The following is a 15,654-nucleotide window of genomic DNA, read 5'->3' as shown; positions in this document are numbered from 1 at the left end:
CTACGGAGCTGCTGTCGTTGTTACCCGGCACCGCAGTGTTTTGGCCAAGCGGCCTCGATCTGCGCGACCTCAGCTCTCAGACGAGCCTCGTGTCGGCACACCCATAGCTCAGCACCAGCCATACCCGCCTCGAAGCTGCTGCAGTCGCGTCGTCGCGCTGGGCGAGCAATATTCTGCAGGTGGTAGTCGAGGTAGATGTACCAAGCCCCATTGTCCACCCGGCGCTCCATTCGGGCGACGCCGGTAAGACTCAGCGCCAGCTTGCGCGGCACTCCCTGTTGGCCGATGAACACCGTCGTCCAATAGAAACCGTCGGGCAGCATGGTCAGGCCGCCAGCCGGTGCTCGTAGAACGGGTGCCGCTTGTCGTCGAAGATGGCGTACAGCGCATCAAGATTGCGCGGATCCGGATTGAGCCAGGCGTCGACGTGCTCGGGCTTGATGTTGATGATCGTCCGGTCATGGCCAGCGGCAGCGACCTCGGGCTCCGGCTCGTCGGTAATCGCGGCGAACGACAGCAGGTCGGATTCGATGCCTGCGGGATCGCGCCAGTGCGACCAAAGGCACGCCACCAGCATCGGCTCGCCAGTGCGCGGCACGAACTCGATACGCTGGTTCTGCCCGTCTGGGCCTTCTACGTTCTCGTAGAACCGGTCGGCCACCATCAGCCCGTGGGTGTAGCCGAACTGCCGGCGCCAGAACCCTTCCAGGTTGTCGCGGCGGGCGTTGTAGGTGCCGGGAAATTTCCGGTCGTACACCGCCGGCGCGCCGGCCGGGCGGCACTGGTAGCGCATCGGCTTGACGACACGCTGGCCGTTCTCGACCATCAGCACCGGGCAATAGACGCCCGGGAATATCCGGCTGTCGTCCTGGCCGCGCGTGCCCTTGAGCGTGTCGAGGCGCCGCTGGGCCTGCTGGATCTTGTTCGTGCCGATGCGTACGTCCTCGCGCGCCTTCTTCGTTTCCTTGAGCTGCAGCGCCCGCTCGGCATCGCCGACACGGCGCTTCTGGTCGAAGATCTCACGGGTGAGCGTGTCAGCCTCTGCCGCATCCGCCGCGCGCAGGTTCTCCTGCAGCTCGGGCGGGCCGATCTCCAGCAGCTCACGCACCATCGCGCGTGGCGCCTTGATCCGGCGCGCCTGGGCGCCCTCGCCCCACCAGAAGGTTTTCACGTAGGTGTCGATATCCATCACGGCGCCGAACGCCCGCTGGAACTCTTTGAACTCGGCTCGGATCTGCGCGGAGTAACACATGGCCGCCTCTCAACAGTCGCGGTCGGTATCTTGGAGGCCATGCCAGGCCAAGATCTCATCGAGCCGCCGGGAGACGAATTGGGCATCCTCGCCCGTGATGGCGCCGTCCTCAATGACGTCCGCCATGCCGGCAAAGGCCTGCCAGAAGTGGCAACGGTCGGGGCTGCTCTTCAACAGCGCCGGAACTGCGGCGTCGAGGTTGTCCAGGTGCGTTCTGAGTGCGGCTCGGTCCATGCCCGCAGTATCGGCACGGCCGTCTCAGGGCGTGAGACAAGGGGACGTAGAATCTGCCGACATGGACACCTCGCCCCCCAGCCTATTCGAGCAACTGCGGCAGCGGCTGGCGTGCGCTTCCGAGCCGTTGGAAGTGCTCAATCAGTTCGAAGCAGAGCTGCTGTATGCATTCCCTGCCGAGGCGGCCGTGATTGTCGAGCTGGTCGCGTCCTGGGGCCATCGTCTGGGCGTGCTCACACACGACGACCTTGAGGGTTACATCTAGGGTGCCGGCTTGGCGCTGCTCAGGCGCCTCGCGGGTTGAGCGGCCATCTTGGCACCGCGACCGGCAGATGTAGATTGGCAGCGATATCGGATTTCCGACATCGGCAGGATCCGCGCCGCTGCGTCAGGAAAGACCTACCGGTCGCAGAAGTAGCCGCATACCGATCAGGCTGGTCCGAGGACCATCAGAAGACACCCCGCTCCTCCTTCAGAATCGCTCATGACCAGCGGCTTGAGTCGCCTAGTACCCGATAACCTCCCAGTCGATCAGCAGAACTCCGGACGTCGCGGTGGTGGTGTATGAGCCCGTAACGTTCGCCTGTGCACCGATCGCTCCGTACGAACTATTGGTGTAGATGCTGGCCGTGGTGGTGCCGGGAAGGCTACCCAGGCCGCACCGCGCCGACAGCACCTTCCCGGCCAAGGCAACGGGTAAAGCAGCGCTCCAGTTGAAGGTGCCAGCAGCCGTGACGTTGATGGCCAGCCTTCCAAAATTGCGCGTTACCAAGCGCTTCTGTCCATCGATCACTGCCTCATATTGCTCGAAACCGCTGCCGAAGCGCCGGATCAGCTCACCGGCGAACTGGCTGGTCGACAGCACGGGCCGATAGATTGCGTCAGCCACCAGCGAAGAGGGGTGATTGAAGCCCGAGCCACCAAATTCGCCATTCGGGTTCGGGCTCGTCGGCCTGCCGAACAGATCGTTGCTCTTCACAATAGGTTTGTTGAGTGCCGGGTAGATCTGCCCGAAGTCGCAAGACACGAGCGCTCCGGCCTGCACGCCACCGGCGGAGAACTGGAACCGTCCACCCATGCTCACCAGGGCCACTTCCAACACCGGATCGCGATGCTCACCGGAGTTATAGGCACCGACCATGTCGTATACGGCAAGGTTCGAACCAAACCGCTCGACTTTGATGACCAATTGGCCGCCGGTGTTGTTGAGAACTACGGCTTGATCCAGCTGTTGCACGCCGGCATCGCCGTAAACCGAGTTGCCGTAGTAGACCCGCAGCCGATACTGGCCCGACGCTACATCCCTGTAGATGTGCAACGCCTCCTCACTTCCATAGCCGTATTTGACGGTGACCGGCTGGTAGGTGGCCCCCTGGGCGGGGATCTTGCTGCCATCGATGACCAGATGCGCGGTGAAGCCCACCGTGGAGAAGATGGGCGCTGGGAAGGCACCGGCCACTGGCGTTATGGGGTTGCGCTGCTGCACGTAGCCTCGGGTCGGGTCGAAGCCGTCGCGCGCCATGCACGTGGCACGGTGGAAATCGAGAAGGCCAAACCCGTTGCGCCGAGCATAGCTACGGATCAAGCCCGCCGAGCGGTCACGTGCCTCCTGCTCTTCGATGCTGTTGTGGGACGTGGCCGGGTTCGGTACCAAGTTGGTGCAGAACACGCGGTCCGGGACCTTGGTCCACGCCGACATCTTGGAAACGATCGACTCGATCGCGGTCCTGATACCTCCGGCCGGGTTCATGCCGAAGGAGAAGATCACAACGTCCGGGTTGAGCGCTTGGATGTAGGAAAGCCAAGAACTGGCGGTGTTCGTGTACCACTCGGGATAGGTGGCCAGGGTCGGCTTGCCGTCCAAGTCGGTGTAGGTGGTGCCTCCGATCGCGCGGTCGTAGAAGGTGACTTGGCGCGGGGCCAACTGCTGTCGCATCTCGGTTCGGACGCACTCGGTGAGCATGCCAACGACGTTGGCGTTGCTATTGGCGTAGTAGGTGCTGATGCTGTCGCCGACGATCACCACGACTGGCGCTGCCGCTGCCTGTAGCTGTGGCATGTGCCTGGGCAGCAGATCCCGCGCGGAGAACTTGAAGTCCGGCGCCGAGTCAGGGATCACGTTCTTCCGGTAAAGCCCGGTAACGCGGCCGGAACCAGTGAGCACGGTGTCGATGTAGCTGGCGAGGTTGCCATCGGTCTCCGGGATATCCAGAGATCCCGCCACGTCCAGCTTGCGGACCGCTTGGGCCGCCGGATACAGCGCAGCGGCGCTGTTGACCTTGAGGCCGTTGTACTCGACCACCGAATCCTGAAGCGCGGCCTGGCCCAAGGTGAGGTCGTCGATCGCATCGACCATGCCCGGTGCCGGCGGCAACTGCGCGATCGGTGCCCGGACCGACTTGCCGCCTCGAAGCAGGCGCAACTCGTCGGTCAAGGAGGGAGCAACAAGAGCTAGATCGCTTTCGGGGATCACGTCGTTGAGGTTCATCAGAGCACCTGTGCTGCGTCTACCACGTGGGCGACGTTGTTGATGGAGATGGCGTTGCGGATGCTGACGTCGCGGAGAAAGTCCGAACCCCACTGCACGGCAGTCACCGGCTCGCCGAGCACCGCGAGCAGGCACGCGCGCGCAACGCTATCCGCCGCTGCCGCATCGCGGTCGGTGTGCGTCAGGCTGGTACTGATCGGGTCACCGCCAGCGGATAGCACTGGCAGGCCATCCTGGGTGATCGCACGTGCGGTCGCGGCATAGCTGATCCCGCCGGCTTGAGGCGTGCGGGTGCACTGCACCGCCACCAGATCGGCGGTGCCGCTCAGCTCCAGCGCGGCCTCGCCGGCGGCCACAGGGATGTCGTCTCTTTTGATATAGCTCATAGGGTCCTCATGCGATCTGCTGGTTCTGCCCGGGCCGTGTGCCGCCGCTGCCTCCACTGCCGCCGATTCCACCGCCACCGCTGCCGGTCTGGCCGGCGGCCGGAAACTTGAGGGTGATCGAGGTCAGGGCAATACGGCCGTCGACATTGGCAGAGTCCACAACGTTGTCGGCCAGGCCCAGGGTGCGTGCACCGCCCAGCAGGTTGGGATCGTCGTAGTACAGGTAGTAGGTCTTCTGGCTGCCGGCGGTGCCGGTGACCGCGGCGCTGCTGGGCGCGTAGCTGATGCTGCGCCCGCCGATGATCAAGGTGCCGGCCGAGACGCTGATCGTCGCCGTGCTGGCTCCCTCGGCGGTGCTGCTGGCGTTGTAGGTGACCGAGGTGGACATGTCCCACATCGATGCCTGATTGGCCACCGCGTTGGTCGGCAGCGCTGCGGCGCCCTCGCGATTGGTCGTGGCGATCAGCTTGCTGATATCCACCCAGTTAGATTTTTTGCCATTGGCGGCTACGTTGCGGATCTGGATGTCGTACAGCACCCCCCGCGTCAGGCCCGTAAGCGACAGCTCGCTGCTGGCCACCTGGACCTGGGTGATCCAGTCACTCGGCTCGGGCCCAGCCACACGCCAGCGCACCTCGCGTTGCACAGCAGGTGCGCTCATACCATCACCGTCGCAACGCCGGTCGGCGGCCTGATGCCGATCACCACCTGCGGCCGGCGGATGCCCGCATCGTCGACCTGGTCATTCGCCGGATTCGACACAACGCCGATCACCACTGGATCATCTGGGCCGTCGTACAGCGTGCCGAAGATCTCCGAGGTCAGCACGTCCGGCGGATCACTGTAATACGGCAGCAAACGTTCGTCGTATTCCACAGCCGTGAACTCCGTGTCCAGCTGGTTGCGGTAGCGCACACGGGTGATCAGCAGTCGCTTGGTCTCTTGCCCGGTCAAACCGACGATCGCGGCATCGTCGGGCTTCAGCTCTGAGGGCATGGCCGCCAGCGCTAAAACGTTGGTTTCGCCACCGCTACCGATAATACGGATGACCTCGCGGCTGCCGTCGCTCTTGCGCAGCTGCACGCTGTAAGACTTGCCCGCTTCGGTCGCGATTGACTCGTCCAACCTCAAAAGCGCCTGTGCGCCTGGTATGTCCGCGGTCGGGCTGACGCTTACCACCCGTCCCCAGCCAACGCCCCACTCAGTCACGTCATGGGCCACCTCGACCATGTCGCCCCGGGTGGTGCTCAGGCCGGCAATGTCGCTTTCCCAGACGACCGTGTTCGGCCGGTACTTGCCCTGGCCCAGGTGATAACGGCCAAGCTGCCAGACTTGGAATGCCTCCATCTCTTGCTCGATTCGCATGGTCTCGAACAGCGTTGGCTCAGGCAGGCTGGAGGCATTGCCGCGTGCATCCACACCCCGGTAGCTGTACCCGTCGGCGAGCACGATGATCTCGTCTTCCTGGTAGTCGGCGGCAGGGTTCTTGAATTGCATGCGCAGGGCATGCGGCAGGTCTACGAACTGGCGGCTGACGCGCAGATTTCGTGTCTCCAGTGGCGTGAAGGTCCAACTCCGTTCTTGCACCCCGCTGTCGAACACGATGCTGTAGCGCGCGTCGCGGAAGCCCAAACTGCCCAGGGAACCAGACAAGAGGTTGTTGATCAGCTCCCATGCCGTGGTTGCGTTGTCACACACCTTGCGCGCCTGGAAGCCGCGCGCATCGACCCACGCAGCGTATTCGACGAAAGAATCCAGGTCGATCTTGGATGCATCGATGTGGCGGGAGAACGATGGGCACTCTGTCATCAGCCAGTACACGCACCATGCCGCGTTGGTCGATGGCTTCGGCGCGGACCAGGTGCCGCTTCCCCGGTCGTAGACCCTGACCCGCTGCTTGACCCTGCAACTCACGGTGTTCAGCATGTTGTTGAGCTGGTCTGTTGCACGGATGCGCATGCATAGCTTCCATGTGCCAGTGTTCGAGGGATTGGTGTACTTGACTGAACGCAGTAGCGCCCACGTCACAGCATCGACGTTGGTGTTTTGACTGTTGCTGCTTCGGGCCACCGCAATGCGCTGCACGCGCACCTCGTACTGACCTGCCGGAACGTCCCAGGCCATGCCGCCGCTGAAGGGCTTTTTTGTCTCTTTGCTGACCCATGCATTGGCCGCTGGGTAGTTGCCCGCTTCGGATGCAGGGACCAGACGCAAGCCGCCCCACCGCACGTTCTGCGGCAGTAACCAGGTGGCGGTGCCGACCCGGCGGTAGCTGACGCGGAATGCGTTCGAAATGGGATAGGTCTTGCCGGTGTTACCCGCACCGAATAGGCCCTGCCCGTGCACCAAGTCGATGCTGATGGACTCGGTGGCCGGCGCGGTCGTGCGCTCGACGACGTCCCCATTCTCCAGCGTGCTGCCGACCGAAGCCTCGAACACGTCGTTGGTGTACAGCGTCGGGGTCTTGGTGATTTCGTACTGCACGTCGTCGTACAACTCGATCGCGGTGTCGCCGATCTTGATCTCCGACACGTCCAGGTTCCCGTGCCCAAGGTCAAACATGCAGTGGAAGAAGGCGTTCTCGCCGACCATCTCGTTGTACTGCATCGCGGCGATCGGCGGGAAGAAACGGCAATCGCCGATCACGAAGGGAATCACGCCCCACGGGTTATAGCTGTTCTGGGTGCCGGTAAGCTGGTTCCACTGCGTCTGCTCGCCCCCACCACTGCCGCCTGACGGTGTTGGCGGCGCGAGGAGCGCCCCCACCGCCAGAGAGGCCGCCAACGTAATGGCGGTGCCCCATGCCGCAGCGGTACCGAAACCGGCTGCACTAGCAGCGGCTCCTCCCAAATAGGGAGCGTAGATGGCCACCACGATCATAATCACCGCGCCGAGGATCTGCTTCCATCCACCGCCACTACCGGCCAGCGAGTCGCGAACGACCGTGATGCAGGCGCCAGCCTTGGGCCGCACCTTGTCCCAGTGCGCGCGCGGCACCTCGTATCCACCCACCCGCACGTGCAGATCAGGCGACAGCTCGCCGCCAGAGGCTTCAAGCAGCATCTTGAGCAGGCTCTGGCCGCCGAGCACTTGGATCACACCAGGCGCGTCGAGCGGGTGGCCACGCAGCACCAGATCAGCCATAGGCGAGTTCACTTCATGCACCGGTAAATCCCTTCGATTCGTGAGCCCCACATGGGCGATGTCAGGCGCTCGATCACCGCCCGCTTACCCTCCTCACAGTGCAGAAAGCCGCCGCGTCCGTCGCAGATGCCGACGTGTGCGGCCCGGCCGGCGACCCTGAAAACCACCACGTCGCCGAGCATGGCGCGGTCCACACGCTGCCATCCCTGTGCCTGAGCGGGATCGTCCGCGGCCGGCAGAGCCTGCCCCCGCGCAGAAAGCACCAGATCCACCAGCGCGCGGCAGAAGCGCTGGCCGGAATACGGCGTGCCAACCCATCGCGCCAGGTTCAGCTGATCGGCAGCGATCATGGCCACAGCCCCCGTGAGTTGCTCGGTGTGTACGCCTGCGCCGGCACGCCCTGATTCATGAAGTCCTCCAGGTATCCCGCCGTAAGCACGACGGTCATGACGTCGATGTCCGAAGCGATGATGGAGAAATCGAAGGGCCCCACCTCCACCACGTCCGGAGATGAGGCCAACACCACCTCCAAAACTGCGGTGGGAATACCCTGCAGACCACGGATCAGGCGCACCACCTCTCGGTCGATGTTGTCGATCGTAATCTGCAGGCTGGCCGGCGCATCCTCGCCGTCGTCCGGCAGCGGCGCCTCGAACGGGTACGCGCGGAACACCGTGCCACCGCGCGCGATGTCCTCGGTGTTGTTGACGATCCGAATCGGCTCGATTTCTGGGTGCGTGATAGTCAGGCACGCCAAGAAGATTTCGGGCGTCTCCGGAGCCAGGATGGCGCGTGAAGCCGTGGGAGAAAGCGTGCGCATCAGCTCGTCAGACCGTTGTCGTCGCGATCGACAAGCCCGGCCCCTAGGTCGTTGGCCAGGAGGTGCTGGCCATTCAGCACAGACATGAGATCCAGCTTAATCGCTGCGCGCCAGAGAGTCGGCGTGGCAGGCATATAGGTCGGCCGATCCTGGAACCGGTAGATAGCGGCACGACGGGCCGGGTCACGAAATTCCTTCCATTCGAAGCGGCCCACATCGCCCAGCGTGATAGACACGAAGTCGAAGAGGACCTGCAGCTGCGCACGCGTGAGCAACAATGAAAACGAAACGTTCTCCGGAACGGAGGTGTAGCGACGGCGCATGCGAATGATCCCTGCGTCCATCTCGGTGCGGATGACGTTGGAACGGCTCGTATAGTCGACTTCAGCCAGCAGTGGGCAAGGCAGTGAAGCGGGCCACTTATCCACGCTTAGCTCCCTGCGGCCTCAGTCCATAGCGCTGGCCCATCGCCTTGTCTGCGCCGCCGGAGCCAAGAACCTGATTGACCTCGTTCTTGATGAAGATCTTGATGTCCAACCCTCCCGAGCTGTTCATCGCCGCCTCCTGGCGATCCTCGCGCGCATCCTTCACCACAGTGACCGTCACCTGCGGGACGCTTCCCGCTGTGGTGCCCACCCCGGCCGACGCCGCGACTCCGGCTGTGATCGGCGTGATCCGCCCAGCGTTGCCCGCAATAAGGTAGGACTTCTGTCCATCCGTAAAAAGTTCGGGCCGGTTTCCCTCGCCCACCTCGTATAGCCCGCCGGCACCGACCGGACCGCCACCAGCGCGGGAACCAGCCAGCGCGCCGCCGATCGCCGCCACCCACTTGTTCCCGGAGTTGGAGGCCATCGTGCCGAGCGACTCCAGCAGCTGCGATGCCGCTAGATCGGCCAGCATCCGCTGAATGGTCTTGGCAAAGCCCTTGACCATGCCGCCTAGGCCTTCCGCGAAAGGGTCGAACAGGAAATCGGAAAACGCCCCTTGCATGCTTCGTGCGGCCTCCAAGCCGAATTCCTTCATCATGTCGCTGCCTTCCTTGGTCTTAGCGATCATGCTTTCGTAGCCTTCGCCGTAGATCGCCGCGAAGTCGTCCATGGCGTCCTTGGTCTGGGCGTAGCTCTCCAGCAGCCGCGCCTGCTCCTCGCTCAGCGCGCCGAACGCACCGGTGCGGATGTCATAAGCAACCTTGGCGGCCTCGCCAATCTGGCCGTGCAGCGCCAACTCTCGCTCCAGGCTCGCCAGGTAGGTGTTGACCTTTTCGTCGGTCGCGCCATAGATCGCCGCGATGTCTTCGTTGACGTCCTTGATCTCGGCCAGCTGCAGCAGGCTCTGCGCCTGCGCGCCGGTGATGCCCTTGAGTGATCCGCTCTGGAGCTCGTACAGCACCTTGGCGTATTCGGTGTTCTGCCCGGTGAGGGCCAGTTGCTTCGCCAGCTCCGCCGACATCGCGGTGTAGGTCTTCTGCAGCTCAGCAGCGGCCTTGCCGGCTTCCTTGTCGGTGTATTCGAAGGTCGCCGTCTTGGCCGGGCGCACCAGCGCTGCATCGTCCGGCAGCGCGCCGTTCTCCAGCAGCTTGACCTCTGGGCGGTTGCGCTTCGTGATCTCCCGCTGCAGAGCCAGCTGCTGCCGCAGCAGATCATTCAGCTGCTCCTGCTTCTTGACCGACTCCGGTTCAACGGCCTGGACGAGTCGCCGCTGCGCAGAAACCACGCCAAGCTGCTCATTCAGACCGGCGGTGGATGCGTCGGCAACGGCCGAAGGGTCTGCACCCTGCAGCGCCTGGAGCTCCTTCACGCGCCCGATGTAATTGACCATCATGACGACGCCGTTCGCCATCTCGGCCGTCAGGCCGCCTACGAACTGCGTGATCGCGACGAAGGCTGATTTGGTGCTGTCCGATCCCAGGAAAGCTGTCAGCTCCTTGACCTGCGGCAACAGCTCAGCGCCAACCTGATTTTTCAGCCCCTGGAACGCCAGATCCATCTCTGCCGTCTGAACGCGCAGCTCCTTCAGCGACTTCGTGGTCTGCGCATCTAGCACGACGCCAAGGCGCTCGGCCTCGTCGCCCCACTTCCGGAAGCCCTCGCCATTGTTGGCGAGCAGCGGGGCGAGCAGCGACGCGTCGTTCGCGATCGCCTCCAGGTAAAACACCATGTCGCCCTGCGACACACCAGCCTTCTCGAGGGCGCTGTAGTACTTGCCCAGCGCCTCCGGCCCACTGAGGTTGCGGAACTCCTTGGCGGTCAGCCCTACCTTGGGAGCGATGTTGGTGAAGAAGTCCTGCAGCTCACCGCCGCCGTTTTGCAGGAAGTCGCCGACCTTGTCCTGCGTGTCCTTGAAGATGTCGGACAGCTTGTCCTGCTGGATCCCGACCGTCGACGCGCCCGCCGCGAGGCGCTGGAACGTCTGCTCGCTGGTGCCGGACAGCCGGGCGAATCGCTCGATTTCACCGGAAGCGGTTGCCAGCTGCCGCGTCCAGTTCAGGATCGCAGTGCCTGCCACTGCCAGGCCGCCCACCACCGCGCCGCCGATCTTGCCGAAAGCAGCGCCCACATCTACGGCCGCGCTCTGCGAGTCCTTGCCGAACTTACGCACCTGCTTGCTCGCGCGGTCGGTGTCGGTCTCGAAGGAGCCTGTCCGCATGAGCAGATCAACGACGATTGAACCTGCAGTTGCCATGGTCGTCCTATCAGCGGTCGAAGCCGAGCGCGCGCACCATGTCGCGGTCCGCGTCGCTCAGCTCGGGGTCGGTGGGTGTTGGAGCGAGTGCGGTCAGCACCTGCTCGAACTTGCCGCCCATCGAGGCGGCGATGATCGCGGCCGGGCGGTGGTGCCGGTGCAGATCGTCGAAGGGATACAGCGTGTAGTAGGTGCGCCAGCCGGCCATCTCTGTTTCCGGCATCGCATCAATTTCGGTGAGCGTCTTCCCCAGCGCTAGAGCGAGGGTGTATCGGAACCACTCTCCGGTGCCTCGCTCGGCGAGCTGACGTTTCCCTGGTAACTGTGCACCCCGCTGATTGCGGCGGCGAGCGCGTACTGCACGCTGATCTTCAGGTTGCGCGCCTGCTCCAGCGTCAATGCCGGCTTCCCATCCTCCGTGCAGATCGCCTTGGCAATCAGGCGTGCCATGGATTCGGATTGCTTTTCCGGGTCGTCGCTGGACTGGCCCACGGCGAAAGCGCGCACTACGCCCGCCTGTTGCTCACGAATGTAGAACGTGTGCTCCTTGCCGTCGGGCAGCGACACCTGACGTGTCTGCACATCCGGCGAAACGAAAAGCGATGAATCGAACAGCGGCGGCGCGGTGGGAATGGGATTGGTCATAGACAGTTCCGGTCAGAGATGGGGGCCGGCGATGGCCGGCCCTGCAGGTTGGAATCAGGCCGCCAGCGGCTTGCCGTAACGCGTCACACCACCACTGCGCTGCACCGTGACCGTGCCGCGCACGATCTCGTTGGTCGCGATGTCGATGTTGACGTCAGCCACGTATGCGAGGAACGAGAAACCAGAACGGTCACTGGCGAGAGGTGGGACCAATTCGTCCTCCACGCTCAGGGTTGGTACTGCCGTCCCGTCGCTCAGGCCGATGTACCAGCGCACCTTGACGCCGCTGTCCTTCATTTTGAAAAGAGCATCGTGCGACGCCGCACTTGGGATGTAGTTGAACGGGATCGACACCTGCCCAGGATTGCCCAGGCCTCGCTCGTACTCGCGGTCGGTAGTCGCGTCCAAGCAGGTCGACTCGATCTGGTCAGCAGCACCACCCAGGCCGGACGCACCGGTGGGGCATGCGAACTTGATGATGGCCGGGCCGCCAGCGGCGTCCGGATCGACGAAAAACAGGTGCGTGCCCTGGGTCTTGACGACGCCCTCGGTCATGGCTGAATCCTCATGTGCGCCGCGCGAGGGCGGCTGTGTAGAAGCGACCAGGCGTCAGCGCTGGTCGATGAAATCGGCCTCGAGGCCGATGCGGTAGAGCCTCGTTTCCGAGTCCCGGTTATTGATGACCACGCGATTGGCGATCAGCACCGCGTCCAGCGCAGCGCGCACGGCTAGGGCCAGCTTCTCAATGCCATCGTCGGTCGCGTGGTAGCAGTCGATCTGCACGCTGGTCGCGTCGCCTTTCGGCGCTTCGCTTAGCGTGTCGTACGGCAGGCCGGTGACGATCTGCCAGACGATGTAGGGCCGCTGCTCGTCCTGCGGCACCTCGCCGTGGCGGCCGATGCGATCGTCGACGATGGCGGCGACCGCAGGCGTGTGGATGGTTCGATAGACCTTCGGCAGCATCAGCGCACCACCCTGCTCTGCTTGGCCAGCTTCTTCGTCAGCCGATCCAGTCGCGTCAGCAGATCCTCGGTGACGATGTCGATCACCTGCGAACCGCGGCGCTGCACGGCCGGACGCAGCCATGGCCGAGCCGGCTGGAGGGCCGAGCCGTATTCCATGAGCTGCGCGGCACGGCGCGTGCTGGTGCGGGCACCCTTGGCATTGACGAAGGACACGCGGCGCACGCGCACCAGCTGGCGCTCACCCTTGGTGCCGGTCGGCGCCTTGCCGCGGCTGGCGATCACCGCCTTCACTGTGGTGCCCGTGCTGTCGTCGCCCTCGGCGGTGATCTGGCGTTGCAGGTTCTCCTTGGCCCGGTCGCGCAAGAACCGCGCGCCCTTGGCCAGGGCCAGCTTCACCGGCCCGCCGCGCTTGCTCACCACTTCGGCAGGCAGCGACTGCAGCAAGCCGACAACATCGCCGATGCCGTCCAGCTTGATATCGACCTTCATGCCTACTGCCCGTCGTTGGTGCCGGTCGAAACCGGCAGCGTCAGATACTCCAGGCCACTCTCGCGATCGGCGAGTGCACCCTGGATATTGTAGATCTCGGCATCGGCGCCGTTGCGAACGTGCACCGCACGCATGCTCGCCAGAATGCCGGCGCGGTATCGGATGGTGATGCGCGCCGAGACTTCACCCTGGCCTGCGCCGGCGGCGATGAACTCGCGCGCGGACAGCGGTTCGATTGCGGCCGCCAGGGTACCGACGTGAAGCGGCTGCCAGGTGGTGCTCTGGACACCATCGTCGTCACGCTCGGTCACCTGCTGCTCGATGCGGATGCGTTGGCGGAGCTTGCCGGCGGCCAGGCTCATACGCCGAGGCCCACACGGTAGGGCCAGAGCAGTTCATGTGCGCCCAGTGGCAGCTGGCTGGCGGGCTCACTCACGACAGCCTCGCGATTTCGATACAGGTGCCCGGTGATCAGCAGCACAGCGCTGTTGATGGCTGCCGTGACCACCATCCCTCGATAGATAGCATCGGCCTCCTGCATCACTGAGCGCAGTTCATCCTCAGCTGCTGCTTTGACCGCACAGCGGGCAACACCGTCCAGCAGATATGCAGCGGCAACTGCCTCGTCGCGCTTCTCCTGTGCTTCGGACAGACGCGAAGGCAATATAGCCACCGCTGCGGAGAGCTCGCTGGCGTCGCCGAAAACACGGCGATTGAGGAACTTCTGCGCCGCGTCCACGGCAGCATCAAGGTACAGCTGCAGCGAATCCTCCGTATCGGCCCGGCAGTGAGCGCGGGCCTCCTCCAGCGTGACGAGCGGCACTTCTTAGCCCTCGACCTTATCGGCTTCCGCAATGGCTGCCTGCAGCGCTTCCAGGACCTTCTTGCGAGCGCCATCGCCCTTTGCCTGCTCGACAGTCAGCGCCTGCCGCAGCAATGCTGCATCCTTGGTGGACTTCACCTTGGCCAAGGTGTCGGCCGCGTTTCCGGCGACGAGTTCGACCGCCGGCTTGGTTTCGCCACCCTGAGGCGTGCCGCCCAGTTCCACCACGAGCTTCTTGTCGATGAGCCGCTCGAGGTGCTTCTTGTTGACGACGTCGAACACTTCTCCACGCTTTCGCGAGCCGTCGTATTCGAAACCGCGTAGCGCTTTCACTTCACCCATGTCTATCTCCTAGAGGGGCGGCGAAGGCGCCGCCCCTATTGTTGAAATGGTCCGATCAGCCGCCCGCCGCCGGAGCGTCGATGCCGGTGAAATCACCGGTGACAAACGCCTCGGGACGGTAGACCGTCATCGTCAGGCGCTCTTCCATCAGCACCTTGACCATGTTCTTCACGAAGTCGCGATCGTCCTGAGTGGCGACCATGACCTGCACGTCCTCGCGATCGTGGATCTCAGCAGCGATACCGCCGCCGAAAGCACCGACCAGGAATTCGGCAGCATCCATTGCCTGCGTCGGCACCACGTTGCGTCCCCACAGAGCCGGGGTGGCAATGCCGCGCGGGTTGGCGAACAGGTAGGCGTTGTCGTCGGTCTTGCTCAGCTCAATGGCCGCCCAGTCGATCGGGGACAGCACGATGCCATCGGCCCAGGCTTCGGCCAGCTCGACCTGCAGTAGCGCCAGACGCAGTCGATCAAGGCGGGTTTCGGCCTGCACGGTGACGCCCGGATTGGCATAGTCGGTTGCCTGGGTGACCAAGCCGTTCAGGTTCAGGCCGACACCGGAACCCTTCAGCAGCTGCGCCTCTTCCTTGAACTTCAGGCCATAGCGCAGGCGGCCGTCGATGTAGCCACGCAGGGTTGGGATGTCACTCAGCACCTGCCGCGACGCGTGGATCCAGTGAGCGATGGTGACCACCGGCGCCGAGTCTGCTTCGAACGTGATGTTGGACTCGGCCTTGATGCCAGCCGGGTTTTCGGCGATCGGCGCTGCGTTGTTGGTGTAGCCGGACTCGCGGACGTACTCGATCGCATTGGATCCGGTCGGCACGGAGTTCATCAGGTCGCGGATGGTCAGGCGACGCTGCCCCGGCATGATGATGCCCGGACGACGGTCCGGAACGATCAGATCACCAGCAGACGCGCCGTCGCTTGTGACCACCGCCTTCACGTCCATGTGGAACTTGGAACTCGGCCGCGCGGCCCATGCCTTGAACTCTTCGTTCTCGACAACCTGATCGCCCATGGACTTGGGCTGGATGTCGCCGCCGTAGCCGCCGTGCTCCAGCTTTGCCACCAGCTGCTCCGCCGACTGCAATCGGGCCTGCAAGGCACCTTGCTCGGTTAGCAGCTTATCGACGCTAGCACGCGTTTCCTCCGAGAGTCGCGCATGCGCTTTGATTTCTTTTTCGGCCGTCTCGGCCTGCGCCTTGACCTGATCGCTGATCTTCTTCAATTCGGCACTGATCGCCTCGGGCAGTGCCGCTGCAACGGATGCCATTGCAAGGCCATCCGGTCCCAGTGCGAGAAAATGAGTGCCGGCGATTGCATCCGACGTGAAAAGAACTGCCAGGACCACTGTGACGGTCCAGAGGGTGAACTTCATGGA

The 15,654-nt window shown here is 63.8% G+C and carries 21 protein-coding genes; 1 reads left to right on the top strand and 20 read right to left on the bottom strand.

Annotation, left to right across the window (positions count from 1 at the left end):
* Positions 1-20: 20 nt before the first annotated feature.
* Genes AC06DU_RS09055 through AC06DU_RS09045 form a run of 3 tightly spaced genes read right to left on the bottom strand, consistent with a single transcriptional unit; the run spans position 21 to position 1,486 of the window.
* Positions 21-323, bottom strand: coding sequence for a hypothetical protein (locus AC06DU_RS09055; protein WP_102256202.1), 303 nt, complete (start codon positions 321-323; stop codon positions 21-23).
* 2 nt (positions 324-325) lie between these two features.
* The gene (locus AC06DU_RS09050; protein ID WP_478204164.1) at positions 326-1,252 is read right to left on the bottom strand and encodes an SOS response-associated peptidase family protein; all 927 of its coding nucleotides are present in this window, start codon (positions 1,250-1,252) and stop codon (positions 326-328) included.
* Between the two features lie 9 nt (positions 1,253-1,261).
* Positions 1,262-1,486, bottom strand: a complete 225-nt coding sequence (locus tag AC06DU_RS09045; protein WP_478204162.1) for a hypothetical protein — start codon at positions 1,484-1,486, stop codon at positions 1,262-1,264.
* Positions 1,487-1,547: 61 nt separating this feature from the next.
* Between AC06DU_RS09045 and AC06DU_RS09040 the strand changes: the two genes are divergently transcribed.
* Entirely contained in the window at positions 1,548-1,751 is a 204-nt protein-coding gene (locus AC06DU_RS09040; RefSeq protein ID WP_478204161.1) for a hypothetical protein, read from the top strand.
* A 240-nt stretch (positions 1,752-1,991) separates the two neighbouring features.
* Here the strand turns inward: AC06DU_RS09040 and AC06DU_RS09035 are convergent, their stop codons facing one another.
* Genes AC06DU_RS09035 through AC06DU_RS08955 form a run of 17 tightly spaced genes read right to left on the bottom strand, consistent with a single transcriptional unit; the run spans position 1,992 to position 15,651 of the window.
* On the bottom strand, positions 1,992-3,974 hold the full coding sequence (locus tag AC06DU_RS09035; protein WP_478204159.1) for an SGNH/GDSL hydrolase family protein: 1,983 nt from the start codon (positions 3,972-3,974) through the stop codon (positions 1,992-1,994).
* Positions 3,974-4,360: a hypothetical protein gene (locus tag AC06DU_RS09030; protein ID WP_478204157.1), complete on the bottom strand. Its 387-nt coding sequence runs from the start codon at positions 4,358-4,360 to the stop codon at positions 3,974-3,976. Before AC06DU_RS09030 ends, AC06DU_RS09035 begins: the two co-directional genes overlap by 1 nt.
* 7 nt (positions 4,361-4,367) lie before the next feature.
* Positions 4,368-5,021, bottom strand: a complete 654-nt coding sequence (locus AC06DU_RS09025) for a hypothetical protein (protein ID WP_478204156.1) — start codon at positions 5,019-5,021, stop codon at positions 4,368-4,370.
* Complete coding sequence (gene gpJ, locus AC06DU_RS09020) at positions 5,018-7,504, bottom strand: TipJ family phage tail tip protein (protein WP_478204154.1); 2,487 nt, start codon at positions 7,502-7,504, stop codon at positions 5,018-5,020. Before gpJ ends, AC06DU_RS09025 begins: the two co-directional genes overlap by 4 nt.
* A gap of 8 nt (positions 7,505-7,512) precedes the next feature.
* Positions 7,513-7,854: an NlpC/P60 family protein gene (locus AC06DU_RS09015; protein WP_478204152.1), complete on the bottom strand. Its 342-nt coding sequence runs from the start codon at positions 7,852-7,854 to the stop codon at positions 7,513-7,515.
* Positions 7,851-8,324 carry a DUF1833 family protein gene (locus tag AC06DU_RS09010; protein WP_478204150.1) on the bottom strand — a complete coding sequence of 158 codons (474 nt, stop codon included), beginning with the start codon at positions 8,322-8,324 and terminating at the stop codon, positions 7,851-7,853. The genes AC06DU_RS09015 and AC06DU_RS09010 overlap by 4 nt, the downstream gene beginning before the upstream one ends.
* Positions 8,324-8,752, bottom strand: coding sequence for a hypothetical protein (locus tag AC06DU_RS09005; RefSeq protein WP_478204148.1), 429 nt, complete (start codon positions 8,750-8,752; stop codon positions 8,324-8,326). The genes AC06DU_RS09010 and AC06DU_RS09005 overlap by 1 nt, the downstream gene beginning before the upstream one ends.
* Positions 8,745-11,006: a hypothetical protein gene (locus tag AC06DU_RS09000; RefSeq protein ID WP_478204146.1), complete on the bottom strand. Its 2,262-nt coding sequence runs from the start codon at positions 11,004-11,006 to the stop codon at positions 8,745-8,747. Before AC06DU_RS09000 ends, AC06DU_RS09005 begins: the two co-directional genes overlap by 8 nt.
* A gap of 10 nt (positions 11,007-11,016) precedes the next feature.
* Complete coding sequence (locus tag AC06DU_RS08995; protein ID WP_166768341.1) at positions 11,017-11,214, bottom strand: hypothetical protein; 198 nt, start codon at positions 11,212-11,214, stop codon at positions 11,017-11,019.
* Between the two features lie 47 nt (positions 11,215-11,261).
* On the bottom strand, positions 11,262-11,651 hold the full coding sequence (locus AC06DU_RS08990; RefSeq protein ID WP_126965813.1) for a phage tail assembly chaperone family protein, TAC: 390 nt from the start codon (positions 11,649-11,651) through the stop codon (positions 11,262-11,264).
* A 54-nt stretch (positions 11,652-11,705) separates the two neighbouring features.
* Positions 11,706-12,206, bottom strand: a complete 501-nt coding sequence (locus AC06DU_RS08985; RefSeq protein WP_478204144.1) for a phage tail tube protein — start codon at positions 12,204-12,206, stop codon at positions 11,706-11,708.
* Between the two features lie 54 nt (positions 12,207-12,260).
* Positions 12,261-12,614 carry a DUF3168 domain-containing protein gene (locus AC06DU_RS08980; protein WP_478204142.1) on the bottom strand — a complete coding sequence of 118 codons (354 nt, stop codon included), beginning with the start codon at positions 12,612-12,614 and terminating at the stop codon, positions 12,261-12,263.
* Positions 12,614-13,105, bottom strand: a complete 492-nt coding sequence (locus AC06DU_RS08975; RefSeq protein WP_478204141.1) for a hypothetical protein — start codon at positions 13,103-13,105, stop codon at positions 12,614-12,616. Before AC06DU_RS08975 ends, AC06DU_RS08980 begins: the two co-directional genes overlap by 1 nt.
* Positions 13,106-13,107: 2 nt before the next feature.
* Positions 13,108-13,467 carry a phage head closure protein gene (locus AC06DU_RS08970; protein WP_478204140.1) on the bottom strand — a complete coding sequence of 120 codons (360 nt, stop codon included), beginning with the start codon at positions 13,465-13,467 and terminating at the stop codon, positions 13,108-13,110.
* The gene (locus tag AC06DU_RS08965; protein ID WP_478204139.1) at positions 13,464-13,928 is read right to left on the bottom strand and encodes a head-tail connector protein; all 465 of its coding nucleotides are present in this window, start codon (positions 13,926-13,928) and stop codon (positions 13,464-13,466) included. Before AC06DU_RS08965 ends, AC06DU_RS08970 begins: the two co-directional genes overlap by 4 nt.
* 3 nt (positions 13,929-13,931) lie before the next feature.
* Positions 13,932-14,270, bottom strand: a complete 339-nt coding sequence (locus AC06DU_RS08960; RefSeq protein ID WP_478204138.1) for a hypothetical protein — start codon at positions 14,268-14,270, stop codon at positions 13,932-13,934.
* 55 nt (positions 14,271-14,325) lie between these two features.
* A complete protein-coding gene (locus AC06DU_RS08955) occupies positions 14,326-15,651 on the bottom strand; it encodes a phage major capsid protein (protein ID WP_478204136.1) in 1,326 nt (441 codons plus the stop codon).
* Between the last annotated feature and the right edge of the window lie 3 nt (positions 15,652-15,654).

The organism is Xanthomonas sp. NCPPB 3200, from assembly GCF_056393585.1.
Note: the sequence above shows the minus strand (reverse complement) of the source record. Positions and strands in the feature narration are given on the sequence as shown.